At 56.9% G+C, this 16536-nt stretch carries 18 protein-coding genes; all 18 read right to left on the bottom strand.

The annotated features are described in order from the left end of the window. Positions 1–7: 7 nt before the first annotated feature. On the bottom strand, positions 8–433 hold the full coding sequence (locus AC3WRD_RS21530) for a F0F1 ATP synthase subunit epsilon (protein WP_007954164.1): 426 nt from the start codon (positions 431–433) through the stop codon (positions 8–10). A gap of 45 nt (positions 434–478) precedes the next feature. Next, positions 479–1858 carry a F0F1 ATP synthase subunit beta gene (gene atpD / locus AC3WRD_RS21525; protein WP_096822377.1) on the bottom strand — a complete coding sequence of 460 codons (1380 nt, stop codon included), beginning with the start codon at positions 1856–1858 and terminating at the stop codon, positions 479–481. 27 nt (positions 1859–1885) lie between these two features. Continuing rightward, positions 1886–2746 carry a F0F1 ATP synthase subunit gamma gene (gene atpG / locus AC3WRD_RS21520; RefSeq protein WP_092297368.1) on the bottom strand — a complete coding sequence of 287 codons (861 nt, stop codon included), beginning with the start codon at positions 2744–2746 and terminating at the stop codon, positions 1886–1888. 50 nt (positions 2747–2796) lie between these two features. Continuing rightward, positions 2797–4341: a F0F1 ATP synthase subunit alpha gene (atpA, locus tag AC3WRD_RS21515; RefSeq protein ID WP_096822378.1), complete on the bottom strand. Its 1545-nt coding sequence runs from the start codon at positions 4339–4341 to the stop codon at positions 2797–2799. A gap of 21 nt (positions 4342–4362) precedes the next feature. After that, entirely contained in the window at positions 4363–4899 is a 537-nt protein-coding gene (locus AC3WRD_RS21510) for a F0F1 ATP synthase subunit delta (RefSeq protein ID WP_007911956.1), read from the bottom strand. Between the two features lie 12 nt (positions 4900–4911). Continuing rightward, positions 4912–5382 carry a F0F1 ATP synthase subunit B gene (locus tag AC3WRD_RS21505; protein ID WP_007954149.1) on the bottom strand — a complete coding sequence of 157 codons (471 nt, stop codon included), beginning with the start codon at positions 5380–5382 and terminating at the stop codon, positions 4912–4914. A gap of 58 nt (positions 5383–5440) precedes the next feature. Then, positions 5441–5698: a F0F1 ATP synthase subunit C gene (gene atpE, locus AC3WRD_RS21500; RefSeq protein WP_003097235.1), complete on the bottom strand. Its 258-nt coding sequence runs from the start codon at positions 5696–5698 to the stop codon at positions 5441–5443. Positions 5699–5832: 134 nt separating this feature from the next. Next, the gene (atpB, locus tag AC3WRD_RS21495) at positions 5833–6702 is read right to left on the bottom strand and encodes a F0F1 ATP synthase subunit A (RefSeq protein ID WP_034152183.1); all 870 of its coding nucleotides are present in this window, start codon (positions 6700–6702) and stop codon (positions 5833–5835) included. Between the two features lie 16 nt (positions 6703–6718). After that, positions 6719–7126 (bottom strand): F0F1 ATP synthase subunit I, encoded by a 408-nt coding sequence (locus AC3WRD_RS21490; RefSeq protein WP_003229783.1) that lies wholly within the window; start codon positions 7124–7126, stop codon positions 6719–6721. 148 nt (positions 7127–7274) lie between these two features. After that, entirely contained in the window at positions 7275–8147 is an 873-nt protein-coding gene (locus tag AC3WRD_RS21485) for a ParB/RepB/Spo0J family partition protein (protein ID WP_064600630.1), read from the bottom strand. Positions 8148–8156: 9 nt separating this feature from the next. Beyond that, complete coding sequence (locus AC3WRD_RS21480) at positions 8157–8954, bottom strand: ParA family protein (protein ID WP_007954142.1); 798 nt, start codon at positions 8952–8954, stop codon at positions 8157–8159. Between the two features lie 18 nt (positions 8955–8972). Continuing rightward, complete coding sequence (gene rsmG / locus AC3WRD_RS21475) at positions 8973–9617, bottom strand: 16S rRNA (guanine(527)-N(7))-methyltransferase RsmG (protein WP_007911906.1); 645 nt, start codon at positions 9615–9617, stop codon at positions 8973–8975. Beyond that, entirely contained in the window at positions 9614–11512 is a 1899-nt protein-coding gene (gene mnmG, locus AC3WRD_RS21470; protein ID WP_102621187.1) for a tRNA uridine-5-carboxymethylaminomethyl(34) synthesis enzyme MnmG, read from the bottom strand. The genes rsmG and mnmG overlap by 4 nt, the downstream gene beginning before the upstream one ends. A 552-nt stretch (positions 11513–12064) precedes the next feature. Next, positions 12065–13435, bottom strand: a complete 1371-nt coding sequence (gene mnmE, locus AC3WRD_RS21465; RefSeq protein ID WP_102621186.1) for a tRNA uridine-5-carboxymethylaminomethyl(34) synthesis GTPase MnmE — start codon at positions 13433–13435, stop codon at positions 12065–12067. Positions 13436–13516: 81 nt separating this feature from the next. Then, complete coding sequence (gene yidC, locus AC3WRD_RS21460; protein ID WP_096822381.1) at positions 13517–15199, bottom strand: membrane protein insertase YidC; 1683 nt, start codon at positions 15197–15199, stop codon at positions 13517–13519. A gap of 2 nt (positions 15200–15201) precedes the next feature. After that, on the bottom strand, positions 15202–15447 hold the full coding sequence (gene yidD, locus AC3WRD_RS21455) for a membrane protein insertion efficiency factor YidD (protein WP_010465488.1): 246 nt from the start codon (positions 15445–15447) through the stop codon (positions 15202–15204). Next, positions 15440–15841: a ribonuclease P protein component gene (rnpA, locus tag AC3WRD_RS21450; RefSeq protein ID WP_011336726.1), complete on the bottom strand. Its 402-nt coding sequence runs from the start codon at positions 15839–15841 to the stop codon at positions 15440–15442. The genes yidD and rnpA overlap by 8 nt, the downstream gene beginning before the upstream one ends. A gap of 16 nt (positions 15842–15857) precedes the next feature. Continuing rightward, positions 15858–15992 (bottom strand): 50S ribosomal protein L34, encoded by a 135-nt coding sequence (gene rpmH / locus AC3WRD_RS21445; RefSeq protein ID WP_003213577.1) that lies wholly within the window; start codon positions 15990–15992, stop codon positions 15858–15860. Between the last annotated feature and the right edge of the window lie 544 nt (positions 15993–16536).

Raw genomic sequence — 16536 nt, 5'->3', positions numbered from 1 at the left:
TGACGGATTAACCGCCAAACTTCTTGCGGATCTGCTGGACGGTGCGCAGCTGAGCTGCAGCCTCGGCCAGACGTGCGGACGCAGCTCCGTAGTCGAAATCTGCGCTCTTCTCATGCAGAGCAGCTTCGGCAGCCTTGAGAGCTGCTTGAGCCTGAGCTTCATCCAGGTCGGCGGCACGTTGCACGGTATCGGCAAGCACCTTGACCATGTTCGGCTGAACCTCGAGGAAACCACCGGAGATGTAGAACACCTCGGCTTCCCCGCCTTGCTTGATCAGGCGGATCGGACCCGGCTTGAGATTCGTGATCAGCGGCGCGTGGCCCAGAGCGATACCAAGATCACCCAGAGCACCGTGCGCAATCACCATCTCGACCAGGCCGGAAAAGATTTCTCCTTCCGCGCTGACGATATCGCAATGGACTGTCATAGCCATCTGATTGCCTCAACCTAAATGAGCGCCCGTTGCCGGGCGCCGGGATTACAGTTTCTTGGCTTTCTCGATCGCTTCTTCGATGCCGCCAACCATGTAGAACGCTTGTTCTGGCAGGTGGTCGTAGTCACCGTTGAGGATGCCTTTGAAGCCAGCAATGGTGTCTTTCAGGGAAACGTATTTACCCGAAGCACCGGTGAAGACTTCAGCCACGAAGAACGGCTGCGACAAGAAACGCTGGATCTTACGAGCACGGTTTACCAACTGCTTGTCGGCTTCCGACAGCTCGTCCATACCCAGGATCGCGATGATGTCCTTCAGTTCTTTGTAACGCTGCAGCACGTACTGAACACCACGAGCGGTCTCGTAGTGATCGTTGCCGATCACGTTCGGGTCCAGCTGACGCGAAGTCGAGTCCAGTGGGTCTACCGCTGGGTAGATACCCAGGGAAGCGATGTCACGGGACAGAACGACGGTGGCGTCCAAGTGAGCAAACGTGGTCGCTGGCGACGGGTCAGTCAAGTCGTCCGCAGGTACGTATACCGCTTGGATCGAAGTGATCGAACCTTCCTTGGTCGAAGTGATACGTTCTTGCAGAACGCCCATCTCTTCAGCCAGGGTCGGCTGGTAACCTACTGCCGAAGGCATACGGCCCAGCAGTGCGGATACTTCAGTACCGGCCAGGGTGTAACGATAGATGTTGTCGACGAACAGCAGAACGTCGTTACCTTCGTCACGGAACTTCTCGGCCATGGTCAGGCCGGTCAGTGCTACGCGCAGACGGTTTCCCGGCGGCTCGTTCATCTGACCGTAAACCAGTGCCACTTTGTCCAGAACGTTGGAGTCCTTCATCTCGTGGTAGAAGTCGTTACCCTCACGAGTACGCTCACCCACACCGGCGAACACGGAATAACCGCTGTGCTCGATGGCGATGTTACGGATCAGTTCCATCATGTTTACGGTTTTGCCTACACCGGCACCACCGAACAGACCGACTTTACCGCCTTTGGCAAACGGGCAAACCAGGTCGATAACCTTGATGCCGGTTTCCAGCAGGTCGTTGCCGCCTGCCTGTTCAGCGAACGAAGGCGCTGGACGGTGAATGCCCCAACGCTCGTCGGTGTCGATCGGGCCAGCTTCGTCGATCGGGTTACCGAGGACGTCCATGATCCGGCCCAGGGTCGCTTTACCGACCGGTACGGAGATGGCTGCGCCAGAATCGGTAACTTCCAGACCGCGCTTCAAGCCCTCGGTGGAACCCATCGCAATGGTGCGAACCACGCCGTCGCCCAGCTGTTGCTGAACTTCCAGAGTGGTTGCGGCCGCGCTTTGAACTGTCAGCGCGTTGTAGATGCTCGGTACGCTGTCGCGTGGAAATTCCACGTCGATAACGGCGCCGATGATTTGAACGATACGTCCGCTACTCATAGCTGGATCCTCTGAATATTTGAACCGTTAAACCGCGGCAGCGCCGCCGACGATTTCCGAGATCTCTTGGGTGATCGCAGCCTGACGCGCCTTGTTGTAGATCAGCTGCAAATCGCTGATCAAATCACCGGCGTTGTCGGTAGCGTTCTTCATCGCGATCATCCGCGCAGCTTGTTCAGCCGCGTTGTTCTCGACCACCGCCTGGTAGACCTGCGACTCCACGTAACGGACCATCAAGCCGTCCAGCAGCTCCTTGGCATCCGGTTCGTAGAGATAGTCCCAGTGGTGCTTGAGTTCTTGATCCGGGGTTGCCACCAGTGGAATCAACTGCTCCACGGTAGGCTGTTGCGTCATGGTGTTGATGAACTTGTTGGATACCACGGACAGGCGGTCAATACGGCCGTCCAGATAAGCATCCAGCATCACCTTGACACTGCCGATCAGATCATTGATCGACGGCTCTTCACCCAGGTGGCTGATAGCTGCAACGACGTTACCGCCGAAGTTGCGGAAAAAGGCCGCACCCTTGCTACCAACGACACACAGATCAATCTCGACGCCGTTTTCGCGGTTTACCGCCATGTCCTTGACCAGGGCCTTGAACAGGTTGGTGTTCAAGCCGCCGCACAGACCACGGTCACTGCTCACTACGACATAACCAACGCGCTTGATGGCGCGGTCGATCATGAACGGGTGGCGGTATTCCGGGTTGGCGTTGGCCAGATGCCCAATTACCTGGCGGATACGCTCCGCATAAGGACGGCTAGCAGCCATGCGCATTTGTGCCTTGCGCATTTTGCTGACCGCCACTTTTTCCATGGCGCTGGTAATCTTTTGCGTGCTTTTGATGCTCGCAATCTTACTGCGAATCTCTTTTGCGCCTGCCATGTAACACCTATCAGGTTAGCAAGCGGGAGCCTTGCGGCTCCCGCTGCGGCTTACCAGGTTTGGGTGGCCTTGAACTTCTCGATACCGGCTTTCATGCCAGCGTCGATTTCGTCATTGAAGTCACCCTTCACGTTGATCTTCGCCATCAAATCGGCGTGATCGCGGTTGAAGAAAGCAATCAGCGCTTGTTCGAAGCTGCCGATCTTGGCGATTTCAACGTCAGTCAGGAACCCACGCTCAGCGGCATACAGCGACAGCGCCATGTCAGCGATCGACATTGGTGCGTATTGCTTCTGCTTCATCAGCTCGGTAACGCGCTGACCATGCTCAAGTTGCTTACGGGTCGCTTCGTCCAGGTCAGAAGCGAACTGGGCGAATGCCGCCAGTTCACGGTACTGAGCCAGAGCGGTACGGATACCACCGGACAGCTTCTTGATGATCTTGGTCTGAGCGGCACCACCCACACGGGATACCGAAACACCGGCGTTCACTGCAGGGCGGATGCCCGAGTTGAACATGGCCGATTCCAGGAAGATCTGACCGTCGGTGATGGAAATCACGTTGGTCGGAACGAACGCGGAAACGTCGCCAGCCTGGGTTTCGATGATCGGCAGTGCGGTCAGGGAACCGGTTTTGCCGGTCACTGCGCCGTTGGTGAACTTCTCTACGTATTCTTCCGAAACGCGGGATGCGCGCTCCAGCAGACGGGAGTGGAGATAGAACACGTCGCCTGGGTAAGCTTCACGGCCTGGTGGACGGCGCAGCAGCAGGGAAATCTGGCGGTAAGCCACTGCTTGCTTGGACAGATCGTCATAAACGATCAGCGCGTCTTCACCGCGGTCGCGGAAGAATTCACCCATGGTGCAACCGGAGTACGGTGCCAGGAATTGCAGTGCAGGAGATTCCGAAGCACTGGCAGCCACGATGATCGTGTTGGCCAGGGCGCCGTTTTCTTCCAGCTTGCGAACCACGTTGGCGATGGTCGATTGTTTCTGACCGATTGCAACGTAGACGCAGAAAATGCCGCTGTCTTTCTGGTTGATGATCGCGTCGATCGCCAGAGCGGTCTTACCGATCTGACGGTCACCGATGATCAGCTCACGCTGGCCACGGCCGACAGGGATCATGGCATCGACAGCCTTGTAGCCAGTCTGTACAGGCTGGTCTACCGACTTACGCCAGATCACGCCTGGAGCAACTTTCTCGACCGCGTCGGTCAAGGTGTTGTTCAGCGGACCTTTGCCGTCAACAGGGTTACCCAGTGCGTCGACAACGCGACCCAGCAGTTCCTTACCAACCGGAACTTCGAGGATGCGGCCGGTGCACTTGGCGCTCATGCCTTCAGCCAGAGACTGGTAGGAGCCCAATACAACGGCACCTACGGAGTCTTGCTCCAGGTTGAGGGCCATACCGTAGACGCCGCCCGGAAACTCGATCATCTCGCCGTACATGACGTCGGCCAGACCGTGAATCCGCACGATGCCGTCAGATACGCTGACGACAGTGCCTTCGTTACGGGCTTGGGAGGTCACATCGAGCTTGTCGATGCGGCCCTTGATAATTTCACTTATTTCGGAAGGATTGAGTTGCTGCATTGCTCTGCTGCCCCTTCAAACTCAAGATTTCAATGCTTCGGCAAGTTTCGCGATTTTGCCGCGAATCGAGCCATCGATAACCAGGTCGCCGGCGCGGATAACGACACCACCTATAAGGGCAGCATCCTCCGCAACTTGCAGGCGCACTTCCCGGTTGAGTCGTGCACTGAGAACCTTGGCGAGTTTGTCTTGCTGTTCTTGGTTCAATGCAAAAGCACTGGTCACTTCAACGTCTACCGATTTCTCTTGTTCGGCCTTGTACAGGTCGAACAGAGCAGCAATCTCCGGCAGAAGCGGGAGACGGTCGTTTTCGGCAACGACATTGATGAAGTTCTGTGCCTTGGCATCAAACTTGTCGCCGCACACGTCAATGAACGTGGCGGCCTTTTCTGCGCTCGTCAGTCGCGGGGCCTTGAGCACGCGCTGCATGGTGTCGTCTTGCGACACCGCTGCAGCCAGGCCGAGCATGGCTGACCAATTGGCCAGTTGCTGGTGGGCCTGAGCGTGCTCGAAGGCCGCCTTAGCGTAAGGTCGGGCCAACGTGGTCAGTTCTGCCATGATCGCCCTCGCTTAGATTTCAGCAGCCAGTTGGTTAACCAGCTCTGCGTGCGCGTTTTGATCGATTGTGGCACCCAGGATCTTCTCGGCGCCGCCGACAGCCAGCAAGCCCACTTGGGCGCGCAGCTTGTCTTTGACACTGTTCAGTTCCTGTTCGATCTCGGCTTGAGCCTGAACCTTCACACGGTCAGCGTCGACGCGGGCCTTTTCAACGGCCTCTTCGACAATCTGGTTACCGCGTTTCTTGGCTTGCTCGATGATTTCAGCTGCCTGAGCTTTCGCTTCGCGCAGTTGCTGACCCGCTTTCTCTTGGGCCAACTCCAGGTCGCGAGCTGCTCGGCTGGCAGCGTCCAGACCATCAGCGATCTTCTTTTGACGTTCGTGCAGAGCTGCGATGACCGGAGGCCATACGAACTTCATGCAGAACAGTACAAAAATCAGGAACGCAACGGACTGGCCAATCAGGGTCGCATTAATGTTCACGCCAACACCTCGCAGTTACGTTGTCCATCACACCAAATCACTCGGAAAATCCGAATGATTAGCCAGCGATTTGACCAACGAACGGGTTCGCAAAGGTGAAGAACAGAGCGATACCAACACCGATCATGGTTACGGCGTCGAGCAGACCGGCAACGATGAACATTTTAACTTGCAGCATTGGAACCATTTCTGGCTGACGCGCTGCGCCTTCCAGGAACTTGCCGCCCAGCAGGCCGAAACCAATTGCGGTACCCAGTGCGCCCAGGCCGATCAACAGTGCAACAGCGATAGCGGTTAGACCAACTACAGTTTCCATCTTTCCTCCCGACTTTTACGTCGTATGGTTTAGGTTTTTTAGATTAAAGCGGTAAAACAAATCGTTTCATGGTGCCCCGTGAGGAGCCCCTTCCCGTTTTACCGGGAAGGACATCAGACTAGTCGAGACTGGTCTTAATGGTTTTCTTCGTGCGCCATCGACAGGTAGACGATGGTCAGCATCATGAAGATGAACGCCTGCAGGGTGATGATCAGGATGTGGAACACAGCCCACGCCCACTGCAGAACAACGCCCAGGCCGCTGAGCCAGAGCAGGCCGCTGCCGAACATCACAGCGATCAGGATGAACACCAGCTCGCCGGCATACATGTTGCCGAACAGACGCAGAGCCAGAGAGATCGGTTTGGCGATCAGGGTCACGAATTCCAGCAGGAAGTTCACCGGGATCAGCAGCGCCTGAACGAAGATGTTCTTGCTGCCGAACGGGTGCAGGGTCAGCTCGCCGATGAAGCCGCCGAGGCCCTTGACCTTGATGCTATAGAAAATGATCAGTGCGAAAACCGAGAACGCCATGCCCAGGGTCGCGTTCGGGTCGGTAGTCGACACGGCGCGGAACGGGATGTGGTGGTCGCCGGTAATCAGGATGGCCAGCTGAGGAATCCAGTCGACCGGTACCAGGTCTACGGCGTTCATCAGGAACACCCAGACGAAGATGGTCAGTGCCAGCGGTGCAATCACCGGGCTACGGCCATGGAAGCTGTCTTTCACGCTGCCATCGACGAATTCGACCAGCACTTCAACGAAGTTCTGCAGTGCACCTGGCTGACCGGAAGTCGCCTTCTTGGCCGCCATGCGGAAAAGAAGAACGAAAATCAGACCCAGCGCGACCGACCAGCCGAGGGTATCGACGTGGAAAGCCCAGAAGCCCATTTCCTTGGCTTCTGCTGCGGTGTGGGCAAAGCCCCAGCCGCCGTTGGGTAGCTGACCAAAGGTCAGGTTCTGCAAGTGGTGCTGGATATAGCCCGAAGCGGTTGTTTCTGCCATGGTTGCCTCAAACGCCCTAAGGTCTCGAAAGTCTTGTTCTCATCAGCAGGGGAGCGAACCAGCTGACCGACTGAGTCAGCACGAAGGCGCCGAATACTGCAATCGGCGCCAGTGGCTTCACACCTGCAAACACCAGTGCAAACAGCACTGCCGTCAAAATCAGTTTGCCTGCCTCGCCGGCGTAGAACGACCGGACGATGGACTGGGCTGCTCGGGCGCCGGAAAACCGAAATGCCTTGTGAGCGAAATAAACATTGGGCAGCAAGGCTATCAGGCCTCCGCAAAGTCCCGAGTATCCGGCAACGACTCCGTGCCATTGCCAGAGCGCCAAAGCGGCAATGAGCAAAATGACAAATTGAGCCATTAACACCGGAAAAACCGCCAGGCGATGGAACGGCAGGCGGTTTGGCTTGCGGGTTTCCATCACTATTGCTCTCCAATGGTCGGCTGCCGAAATTCAATAACTTGGCATAATTTGTGCCGACAAAATGCGCGCAGAGTATAGGGGCGGTTCTGCCCCTATTCAACTGTCAGGTAGTGATTTCCGACTGCGCGCTACAAGAGGAATTGTTTCAGCGGATGTGTGCGAGCACACCCTGAAGCTCATCGAGAGAGTTGTAACCGATCACCAACTGACCCTTTCCCTTCTTCCCGTGGCGGATCTGCACCGCAGAGCCTAGGCGCTCGGCCAGACGTTGCTCGAGGCGAGCGATATCCGGGTCGGGTTTGGAGGGTTCGACAGGCTCGGGTTTGCCACTCAACCACTGACGAACCAGTGCTTCAGTCTGGCGCACGGTAAGACCGCGTGCGACAACATGTCGCGCCCCTTCCACCTGCTGATTGTCCGGCAGACCGAGCAATGCACGGGCATGGCCCATTTCCAGGTCGCCGTGGGACAGCATGGTCTTGATGACTTCCGGCAGCGCAATCAGGCGCAACAGGTTGGCCACGGTGACGCGGGACTTACCCACAGCCTCGGCGACCTGTTGCTGGGTGAGCTGGAATTCCTGCTGCAGGCGCTGCAGAGCCACCGCTTCTTCGATCGGATTCAGGTCTTCGCGCTGGATGTTCTCGATCAGCGCAATGGCGATCGCGGTTTCATCCGGCACATCACGGACCATGGCCGGGATGGTTTCCTGCCCGGCCTGCTGGCTTGCACGCCAGCGACGTTCACCGGCGATGATTTCAAAGCGGCCACCACCAATCGGGCGAACCACGATTGGCTGCATCACGCCCTGAGCCTTGATCGACTGCGCCAGCTCTTCCAGCGCCTGCGGATCCATGTCCCGGCGTGGCTGATACTTGCCGCGCTGCAACAGGTCCAGTGGCAGGTGCTGCAACTCACGGCTGTCAGCCTGCGCCGCTTGTTCTTCCAGCGAGCTGACAGTCGGACCGCTCAGCAGTGCATCCAGTCCTCGTCCGAGACCTCGTTTCTTGACGGCCATGGGGATTCCTTAAGTTGGCTGAGCAGCGGCGATGCGTGAATTTTTGCGCTGACGGCGAACCATCTCGCCCGCCAGGGCCAGATAGGCCAGCGCGCCACGCGATTGCTTGTCGTAAGCCAGCGCCGGCATGCCGTAGCTCGGGGCTTCGGCCAGGCGGATGTTGCGCGGGATCACCGTGTCGTACAGCTGATCGCCGAAGTGTTCCTTGAGCTGGGCCGATACATCGTTCATCAGGCTCAGGCGCGGGTCGTACATGGTCCGCAGCAGACCTTCGACTTTCAGGTTCGGGTTCAGCAGTTCGGCGATGCGCTTGATGTTATCCACAAGGTCGCTCAAACCTTCGAGCGCAAAGTACTCGCATTGCATGGGGATAATCACCCCGTCAGCGGCGACCAGTGCGTTCAGTGTGAGCATCGACAGCGACGGCGGGCAGTCGATCAGAATGTAATCGTAGTTTTCACGGATCGGCGCCAGCGCGCTGCGCAGACGACTTTCCTTCATCTGCATTTCCAGCAGCACCACTTCGGCCGCCGTCAGATCGCGGTTGGCCGGCAGCAGTTGATAACCACCGTGTTCGGAGTAGTGCATGGCCTGGGCCAGATCGCATTCGCCGATCAGCAGGTCGTAGACCGAGTTTTCCAGGCCATGTTTATCCACACCGCTACCCATGGTGGCGTTGCCCTGTGGATCGAGATCGATCAACAGCACCCGGCGCTTGGTCGCGACCAGGGATGCTGCGAGGTTGATGCAGGTGGTGGTCTTGCCCACACCACCCTTCTGGTTCGCTATCGCGAATACCTTAGCCATTCTTGCTTGTGTTCCCAATCATGCCGTGCGGCGCAGTATCAGCAGATGGCGTTGGCCTTGGCAACCGGGTACGGCCAGGGCGTGTTCGCTATCGAGTTTGAAGTCTGCCGGCAATGCTACCAGCTCATCGGCCGGATGGACGCCCTTCATTGCCAGCCAGCGTGTATCGGCGTCGCCGAGGTGGCGAGTCCAGTTGGTGAAGTTCTCCATGCTGCTGAACGCCCGGGAAATGATCCCGTTGAACGGCTGTGCAGGCTGGAACGCTTCGACGCGACTGTGGATAACTTGTAGGTTATCCAGTTTGAGTTCGAGTTTGACCTGGGTCAGGAAGCGGGTTTTCTTGCCGTTGCTGTCCAGGCAGGTCACTTGCGAGTCCGGGTACAGGATCGCCAAAGGGATCCCCGGCATGCCGCCACCGCTACCGACGTCCAGCCAGCGGCCGTTTTCGATGAACGACATCACGCTGAGGCTATCGAGCAAGTGACGGGAAACCATTTCGTCCGGATCGCGGACGGCGGTCAGGTTGTAGGCCTGGTTCCATTTGATCAACAGGGCCAGATAACCCAGCAGCAATTCGTGCTGGGTTTCAGTGAGATTGACACCGAGCTCGCGGGCTCCTGTGGATAACTCTTCGGCGTGTTGCGAAGTGACCTTAGAACTCAAGCGCTTTGCTCCAACTGACGGCCCGCGCCGCGTTTTTTCAAATGAATCATCAACAGCGAAATCGCTGCCGGGGTCACACCCGGGATCCGCGAAGCCTGGCCCAGCGTCTCGGGACGAGTCGCGCCAAGCTTGCTCTGGATCTCCTTGGAGAGACCGGAAATGTTGGTGTAATCGATATCCACAGGCAGTTTCGTGTCTTCGCTTGCACGCAGACGGGCGATTTCGTCCTGTTGACGGTCGATGTAACCGGCGTATTTGGTCTTGATCTCGACCTGTTCGGCGACCTGTGGATCTTCGGCGCCCTGCCCGGTCACTTCGACCAGACCAGCGTAGTCGATTTCCGGACGACTCAAGAGGTTGAGCAAGTTGTATTCGTGAGTCAGCGGCGTGCCGAATTTCTCGGCAATCGCATCGCCCTGCTGAGTGCCTGGGCGAACCCAGGTGCTTTTCAGGCGCTGTTCTTCGAGTTCGATGCTTTCGCGTTTCTTGCAGAACGCTGCCCAACGCGCGTCATCGACCAGACCCAGTTCGCGACCTTTTTCGGTCAGACGCAAGTCCGCGTTGTCCTCACGCAGGATCAGGCGGTACTCGGCACGGGAAGTGAACATGCGGTACGGCTCTTGGGTACCGAGGGTAATCAGGTCGTCGACCAATACTCCGATGTACGCCTCATCGCGACGCGGGCACCAGGCTTCTTTGCCTTTCGCACGCAGTGCGGCGTTCGCGCCAGCCAGCAAACCCTGGGCGCCGGCTTCTTCGTAACCGGTGGTGCCGTTGATCTGGCCAGCGAAGAACAGACCGCCGATAACTTTGGTTTCCAGGCTGTACTTCAGGTCGCGTGGATCGAAGTAGTCGTATTCGATCGCATAACCCGGACGCACGATGTGCGCGTTTTCCATGCCGCGGATCGATTGCACGATCTGCAATTGCACGTCGAACGGCAGGCTTGTGGATATCCCGTTCGGATACAGCTCATGGGTGGTCAGACCTTCCGGTTCGATGAACACCTGATGGCTTTCCTTGTCGGCAAAGCGGTGGATCTTGTCTTCGATCGACGGGCAATAACGCGGGCCAATGCCTTCAATCTCGCCGGCAGCGGAATACATCGGCGAACGATCGAGGTTCGCGGCGATGATTTCGTGGGTACGGGCGTTGGTGTGAGTAATCCAGCAACTGACCTGGCGTGGATGTTGTTCCTTGTTGCCCATGAACGACATCACCGGGATCGGCGTATCACCCGGTTGCTCGGTCATCACCGAGAAATCCACAGACTTGCCGTCGATTCGCGGAGGCGTACCGGTTTTCAGGCGACCGACACGCAGCGGCAGTTCACGCAGACGATGCGCCAGGGCAATCGACGGCGGATCACCGGCGCGACCGCCGGAAAAATTCTGCAAACCGATGTGGATAAGTCCGCCCAGGAACGTACCGGTGGTCAACACCACGGAATCCGCGAAGAAACGCAGACCCATTTGCGTGACAACACCGCGTACTTGTTCCTGCTCGACGATCAGGTCGTCAGCGGCTTGTTGAAATATCCACAGGTTCGGTTGGTTTTCCAGAATTTCGCGGACAGCGGCTTTGTACAAAATCCGGTCGGCTTGCGCACGGGTCGCTCGTACGGCCGGGCCTTTGCGGCTGTTCAACACGCGAAACTGGATGCCGCCCTTATCGGTGGCCATGGCCATCGCGCCGCCGAGGGCGTCGATTTCCTTGACCAGATGGCTTTTGCCGATGCCACCGATGGCCGGGTTGCAACTCATGGCTCCGAGGGTTTCCACGTTATGCGTCAGCAGAAGGGTTTTTGCACCCATGCGTGCTGAGGCCAGTGCTGCCTCGGTACCGGCATGACCGCCGCCGATGACGATCACTTCAAAACGGGAAGGGAAATCCACCACGCACCTCGTGCCTGCTTAAGTAGGTAATTCAGGAATAGTTTGAGATCAGGTTTCTGGACCTGGTCGACAAGTATAGGGACTTCGCCCTTCCTAAAGAACCCTTTGCACAAAATTTAACCAGCTGTGGAGAACTCGCGGTTAAAAGAATAAAAAAGAGAGAAATTTATAAAACCTTTGTTTTAAAGCTTATTCTTACTGCCCCACATTTCTGTGGATAGATTGCTACAGGCCTTAATATTCAATATGTACAGCGATTCAAAACCCTGTGCCCATGTGGTCAGGAGGCCCTTGGATAACCGGTGTAAGCCTGTGGATGAATGAGGTGGTTATCCACAGAGGCAGTTATGTTCAGTTTTCAGGCCCTGTTATCAACTGCCCTCAGCGGCAGTTATTCACAGGGCTTAATCCACAGAAATCGGACGAATGAAGGAATCGCGGACGCGGAAAATCCGCTCAGGAACAGAAAATCTGTCCGGCACTGGAGGAAGGGAAGTCAAAGAGGAGAGACAGACAGGTCGCGAATGGACCTGTCTGTGGACAACGGAAGGGCTATTTACCGATGCAGAAGCTGGAAAAGATCCGTCCCAGCAGATCATCGGAGCTGAACGCCCCGGTAATTTCCCCGAGGGAATGCTGAGCCTGGCGCAGATCTTCTGCCAACAGTTCGCCGGCACCCGCCAGAGTCAGCTGCGCGCGACCGTGTTCAAGAGCCGCACTGGCATGACGCAAGGCTTCCAGGTGACGACGGCGTGCGCTGAAGCTGCTTTCCGAGGTCTGCTCGTAACCCATGCAGGCTTTCAGGTGATCACGCAGCAGGTCCAGGCCTTCACCGGCAGACTTGGCGCTCAGGCTGATGGTCACGTGGCCATCGTCACTGACTTCCAGGGCAATGGCTTCACCGGTGAGATCAGCCTTGTTGCGAATCAGGGTGACCTTCGCCGGATCTGGTCGGGTTTCAAGGAATTCTGGCCACAACGCGAACGGATCCGCAGCTTCCGGGGCCGTAGCATCGACCACCAACAGCACTCGATCGGCTTCGCCGATGGCCTTCAACGCTCGCTCTACACCGATCTTTTCCACATGGTCGTCGGTATCACGCAAACCGGCAGTGTCCACGACATGCAGTGGCATGCCGTCGATGTGGATATGTTCGCGCAGGATATCCCGGGTGGTGCCGGCGATCTCAGTCACGATGGCGGCTTCTCGACCGGCCAATGCGTTGAGCAGACTGGATTTGCCGGCATTCGGACGACCGGCGATCACCACGGTCATGCCGTCACGCAGCAATGCACCCTGTCCGGCTTCGCGCAAGACGGTGGATAACTCGTCACGAACCTTGTCGAGCATGCTCAGCACGTGGCCATCGGCGAGGAAGTCGATTTCTTCTTCCGGGAAATCGATGGCTGCCTCGACATAAATCCTCAAGCCGATCAGTTGTTCGGTGAGGTTATGCACACGCTGGGAAAACGCACCCTGTAAGGAACGCAAGGCATTGCGTGCAGCCTGTGCAGAACTGGCTTCGATCAGGTCGGCGATGGCCTCGGCCTGGGCGAGGTCGAGTTTGTCATTGAGGAATGCTCTTTCGCTGAACTCGCCGGGACGGGCCAGGCGGCAGCCCAGTTCCAGGCAACGCTTGAGCAACATGTCGAGGACGATCGGACCACCGTGGCCCTGCAGTTCCAGCACATCCTCGCCGGTGAACGAGTTCGGCTCGGGGAAATAAAGCGCCAGACCTTCATCCAGCACCTGTTGATCGTCACTGAAGAACGGGCCGTAGTGGGCAAACCGCGGTTTCAGTTCTCGGCCGCTGATGGCTTTGGCCGCAACGCTGGCCAGCGGCCCGGAAATTCGAACGATGCCCACGCCGCCACGGCCCTGAGCGGTGGCGACGGCTGCGATGGTTTCACGAGGTGCGCTCATAAACCGGTATCCAGACAAAAGTGGCAGATAGCAAAACGCCCCACTAGGGGGCGTTTTGAGTGGTGTTATCCACAGAGTAAGTTACGCCTCGGCTTTTTTCGTCGCCGCTTCGATCTTACGCGTGATGTACCACTGTTGAGCAATCGACAGGCAGTTGTTCACAACCCAGTACAGCACCAGACCAGCCGGGAACCACAGGAAGAAGAACGTGAAGATGATTGGCATCATTTTCATGACCTTGGCCTGCATCGGATCCGGAGGAGTCGGGTTCAGACGCTGCTGGATGAACATGGTCGCGCCCATGATGATCGGCAGGATGAAGAACGGATCCTTGATCGACAGGTCGGTAATCCACAGCATGAACGGCGCCTGGCGCATTTCCACGCTTTCCAGCAGAACCCAGTACAGCGAAAGGAAAACCGGCATCTGCACCAGGATCGGCAAGCAGCCACCCAGCGGATTGATCTTCTCTTTCTTGTACAGCTCCATCATGGCTTGCGACATTTTCTGCCGGTCATCGCCATGTTGCTCTTTCAGTGCTGCCAGTTTCGGAGCCACGGCACGCATGCGGGCCATCGACTTGTAGCTGGCGGCCGACAGAGGGAAGAAAATCCCCTTGATCAGCATGGTCAGGAAGATGATCGACCAGCCCCAGTTGCCGACGATGGCGTGGATATGTTGCAGCAGCCAGAAGATTGGCTGGGCAATGAACCACAGAATGCCGTAGTCGACGGTCAGTTCCAGACCTGGGGACAACTCTTTCAGCACCGCCTGGCTTTTCGGACCGGCGTACAGAACAGCGCTGGTCTCGACTTTTGCACCCGGTGCAGCGGTCAACGAAGGACCGGTGTAACCGATGATGTAGTTGCCTTTGCTGTCTTTACGGGTCTGAACGACGTTGTTTTCGCCTTTCGGAGCAACCCATGCAGTCACGAAGTAGTGTTGCAGCCAGGCTACCCAGCCACCGGTGACGGTTTCCTTGAGCTGACCTTTGTCCATGTCCTTCATGGACACTTTCTTGTACGGCTCGGAACTTGTCCACAGGGCGGCGCCCAGGTAAGTCGCGGTGCCGGTAGCAGTGGTCGACGATGGATCGGCGCTTGCATCGCGTTTCAGCTGGGCAAACATCGAACCGGACCAAGGCTGAGCGCTCTGGTTGTCGATCAGATAAGTGACGGTCACGTCATACAGGCCACGTTTCAGGGTGAAACGCTTGATGTAGTTGACGCCGTCCTTGCTGAACTTCAGGTCGACGACCAATTGGTCCTGACCGTCAGCCAGTTGATAAGTCTTCTTCTCCGAGGAGTAGATCGGGCGACCGGCCGGGCTTGCGTCCGGACCGTTGGTGCCGATCAGACCGCTTTGCGCCAGATAAGTACGCTCGCCGCCGTTGTCGAACAGCTGGAACGGAACGTCCGGACGATCCTGACGACGTGGATACAGAGGCAAGGTCAGTTGAGCAACATCGCCACCCTGTGGATCGATCGACAGATCGAGCACGTCGGTTTTGATCTGGATCAGATCCTTGCTGGCGGCGACCGGCGTTTCGGCAGGTGCGCTGGTATCGCTTGCGGCGCGCGGAATATCGTCACTGGCGGCAGCGTTATTGCCAGTGGCGGTGTCCGGCAAACCGGATGTAGTCGTACTGGAAGCAACATTCTGAGTCGGCAGGGCAGCCTGACCATAGTCCTGGTTCCATTTAAGAACCATGACGTAGGACACGATTGCCAGGGCGACGATCAGGATCGTGCGTTTGATATCCATGATTACTCGGCCATCGAAGAAGAACGGGAGGTAGGGATAGGTGGAACCGGGTCATAACCACCGGGATTCCACGGATGACAGCGACCTAAACGACGAAAGGTCAGCCAGCCACCGCGCAGAAGGCCATGATTTTCGATGGCTTCATACGCGTAGCAAGAACAACTGGGGTAGAAACGACAGTGACTGGCCATCAAGGGACTAATGGCGTAGCGATAAAACTGGATCGGAACGAGTGCCAGTTTACGCATCTGGACTGTCTACCCCTACAGTTTCGGTTTTGACTGCTGGTACCGGCTTGTTGCGTGCCAGACGTTTCCAGAGTTTGCCGAAATGCTGAATCAATTCGGGGTTTTCTACGTCACCCAAACCTTTGCGCGCGACGATAACGATGTCCCAGCCGACCAGTGAATCCTGGTGCAGGCGAAACGATTCGCGCATCAGACGTTTGAGGCGATTGCGCTCGACGGAGAGCTTTACGCTCTTTTTCCCGATAACCAGCCCGAGACGGGGGTGATCGAGATCGTTGTTGCGCGCAAGGAGCAGGAGATTTTTCCCCGGAACCTTGCCGGTAGGGGAGTCAAAGACTGCCTTGAAATGCCGGGGAGTAAGCAGACGCTTTTCCCGACTGAAGTCCTGACTCACCTCCAGTGCCGGATTATCAAACTGCCAGACGTGCGCGGCCTTTGGCGCGACGACGCGACAGTACTGCACGACCGTTCTTGGTAGCCATGCGAGCACGGAAACCGTGGGTACGAGCGCGTTTGATAGTGCTTGGTTGGAAAGTACGTTTCATGTCGTGTTACCTGGTTCGTCCACAACGGGCCGGAATGGCCCCCGTTTTAAGAGACCGGGGATTCTAGAGAAAGCAAGCCAATAGGTCAATTTCCAACCAACGTTTCCTTATAAATAGATCTCCAGAGCTATCCCCCCGTGAATTCCGTCCAGCCAGATATAAAAATAAAGAAGCGAAGTATTTAAAGCTTTTCTGTAAAGCTTATAAAAGCTAGACCCGGCCTCATCTGTGGATAACTGACTCGAGGCCTTGTTTTCAGCACTGTACAGAGAATGACAACTACAGTGGAAAACCGTGTTCAGCCTGTGCTGCGCTATCGGATAACCTGTGGGTGGAAACGGTGTTTATCCACAGGCTGGTTATCCACCGGGTTCGACCCCCAGTTGTCCAGTGTGCTCAGATGGGGTTATCCACAGAGCTTATTCACACACCGTTGGTCGCTTTTTCACCGGATAAGGCATTGATAAATCATGTCCACCGGACAACCTGCATGTGGATAAGTGGACGGCTGGCCGCTACAATGGCCGCTTGTTTTTGCCTCACC

It is taken from the genome of Pseudomonas sp. FW215-R2, assembly GCF_058789255.1.
The sequence above is the reverse complement of the archived record's forward strand: the minus strand, read 5'-3'. Positions and strand labels throughout refer to the sequence as shown.

Bases quoted from the DNA above. Each gene is read 5' to 3' on its own strand.
- AC3WRD_RS21530 (WP_007954164.1), bottom strand. From the start codon at position 433: ATGGCTATGACAGTCCATTGCGATATCGTCAGCGCGGAAGGAGAAATC.
- atpD (WP_096822377.1), bottom strand. From the start codon at position 1,858: ATGAGTAGCGGACGTATCGTTCAAATCATCGGCGCCGTTATCGACGTG.
- atpG (WP_092297368.1), bottom strand. From the start codon at position 2,746: ATGGCAGGCGCAAAAGAGATTCGCAGTAAGATTGCGAGCATCAAAAGC.
- atpA (WP_096822378.1), bottom strand. From the start codon at position 4,341: ATGCAGCAACTCAATCCTTCCGAAATAAGTGAAATTATCAAGGGCCGC.
- AC3WRD_RS21510 (WP_007911956.1), bottom strand. From the start codon at position 4,899: ATGGCAGAACTGACCACGTTGGCCCGACCTTACGCTAAGGCGGCCTTC.
- atpE (WP_003097235.1), bottom strand. From the start codon at position 5,698: ATGGAAACTGTAGTTGGTCTAACCGCTATCGCTGTTGCACTGTTGATC.
- atpB (WP_034152183.1), bottom strand. From the start codon at position 6,702: ATGGCAGAAACAACCGCTTCGGGCTATATCCAGCACCACTTGCAGAAC.
- AC3WRD_RS21490 (WP_003229783.1), bottom strand. From the start codon at position 7,126: ATGGAAACCCGCAAGCCAAACCGCCTGCCGTTCCATCGCCTGGCGGTT.
- AC3WRD_RS21485 (WP_064600630.1), bottom strand. From the start codon at position 8,147: ATGGCCGTCAAGAAACGAGGTCTCGGACGAGGACTGGATGCACTGCTG.
- AC3WRD_RS21480 (WP_007954142.1), bottom strand. From the start codon at position 8,954: ATGGCTAAGGTATTCGCGATAGCGAACCAGAAGGGTGGTGTGGGCAAG.
- mnmE (WP_102621186.1), bottom strand. From the start codon at position 13,435: ATGAGCGCACCTCGTGAAACCATCGCAGCCGTCGCCACCGCTCAGGGC.
- yidC (WP_096822381.1), bottom strand. From the start codon at position 15,199: ATGGATATCAAACGCACGATCCTGATCGTCGCCCTGGCAATCGTGTCC.
- yidD (WP_010465488.1), bottom strand. From the start codon at position 15,447: ATGCGTAAACTGGCACTCGTTCCGATCCAGTTTTATCGCTACGCCATT.
- rpmH (WP_003213577.1), bottom strand. From the start codon at position 15,992: ATGAAACGTACTTTCCAACCAAGCACTATCAAACGCGCTCGTACCCAC.